3 protein-coding genes are annotated in these 1,692 nt (G+C 68.7%); 1 reads left to right on the forward strand and 2 read right to left on the reverse strand.

The window, feature by feature from the left end:
* The coding region (locus tag ACWF94_RS40070) for a tRNA adenosine deaminase-associated protein (protein WP_453500160.1) at nucleotides 1–327 on the reverse strand (327 nt) is incomplete at its 3' end.
* Between the two features lie 238 nt (nucleotides 328–565).
* Nucleotides 566–862, reverse strand: coding sequence for a hypothetical protein (locus ACWF94_RS40075; RefSeq protein WP_453500164.1), 297 nt, complete (start codon nucleotides 860–862; stop codon nucleotides 566–568).
* 88 nt (nucleotides 863–950) lie between these two features.
* Here ACWF94_RS40075 and upp point away from each other — a divergent pair, with 88 nt between their 5' ends.
* Entirely contained in the window at nucleotides 951–1,586 is a 636-nt protein-coding gene (gene upp, locus ACWF94_RS40080; protein WP_453500162.1) for a uracil phosphoribosyltransferase, read from the forward strand.
* Nucleotides 1,587–1,692 lie beyond the last annotated feature (106 nt).

Below are 1,692 nucleotides of genomic sequence, written 5' to 3' on the forward strand. Positions count from 1 at the left end.
CGTACCGTCGAGGTCCAGCGAGTCCAGGTCGTCGGCGGGGTCGTCATCGTCCCCGCCGAGCAGTTCGTTGGTGAGGATTTCTCCGTACGAGGAGCGTGCGGCCGTGGCCGCGTCGGAGACGAAGATACGAGGGTCGTCCTCGCCCTCCACCCGGAGGACGCCGAACCAGGCGTCCTCCTGCTCGATGAAGACGAGGACCGTGTCCTCGTCCACCGAAGCCTCGCGGGCCAGGTCGGTCAGATCCGACAGGGTCTCCACATCGTCGAGCTCTGTGTCGCTCGCTTCCCACCCGTCTTGAGTGCGCGCGAGCAGTGCGGCGAAGTACACCGTGACTCTCCCACTGATCAGAGGTGTGACGATGGGCGGTGCGGCTGGTCTGTGCCCCGCCCACTCGGAATCGTGGCAGAAACCTGCGCTTTGCGAGAGGTCTTCCACCGTTGCGTCGGCGATCAGGTCACCAACTGGGCCCATTGCGCGGAACCGGGCGGCGCATTTGCCGGTACGGGGGTGGTGTCCGGCCGGGGCGGACACCCTTGCGATACGGGGCAGGCCGGGCCGTCTCCCACTACCAGCGGAAGGTCCGCATCCGCATTTGCTGGCGCATCCGTGCCGCCCGGGCGCGCCGTGGCTGGACGCGGTCGCGCAGCGCCTTGGCCTCGTTCAGCTCGCGCAGGAAGTGGGCACGCCGCCTTCTGCGCTCCGCGTCGCTCGCGCCGTTTCCGTCGTTTCCGCTACTTCCGTCGCTTCCGTCGTCCTGCGCGGTGCTCTCTGTGCTCTCTGTGCTGCCCGCACTGCCCGTACTGTCTGAGGGGTCCGCGCTCCTCATGGCGCGCTCCTCGCGCTCGTACTCGGGCTCCGGCATCGGCTCCACACCACCCCAGGGCTGGACGTATGCCTCCACCTTCCCTCCGAAACGTTCCTTGATGCGAACGCGGGCTACTGTTTGCGGCATGCGGATCCATGTCGTCGACCACCCGCTGGTCGCGCACAAACTCACCACGCTGCGCGACCGGCGCACCGATTCTCCGACCTTCCGGCGGCTCGCCGACGAACTGGTCACCCTGCTGGCCTACGAGGCGACCCGGGATGTGCGTACCGAGCAGGTGGACATCGAAACCCCGGTGACCGGGACGACGGGCGTCAAGCTCTCGCACCCCCGGCCGCTGGTGGTGCCGATCCTGCGGGCCGGCCTCGGCATGCTCGACGGCATGGTGCGGCTGCTGCCGACCGCCGAGGTGGGGTTCCTCGGGATGATCCGCAATGAGGAGACCCTGGAGGCGTCGACCTACGCGACCCGGATGCCGGAGGACCTCTCCGGCCGCCAGGTGTACGTCCTCGATCCGATGCTGGCGACCGGCGGAACGCTGGTCGCTGCCATCCGCGAACTGATCAAGCGCGGGGCCGACGATGTGACCGCGGTCGTGCTGCTGGCGACCCCCGAGGGCGTCGAGGTGATGGAGCGCGAGCTGGCCGGGGCGCCCGTGACGGTCGTGACCGCGGCGGTGGACGAGCGGCTCAACGCCCAGGGGTACATCGTGCCGGGTCTCGGCGACGCGGGGGACCGCATGTACGGCACGGCGGACTAGGGTCTTTCGTTTGGATCAGGCTGGGTCAGTGAGCGGGGTCTGGTGCCGTGCATCGCAAGGCGGAGGAAGAAGTCCACGCGGAGCGTAGGCGACTGACGACAACGCG

It is taken from the genome of Streptomyces sp. NPDC055078 (assembly GCF_053607985.1).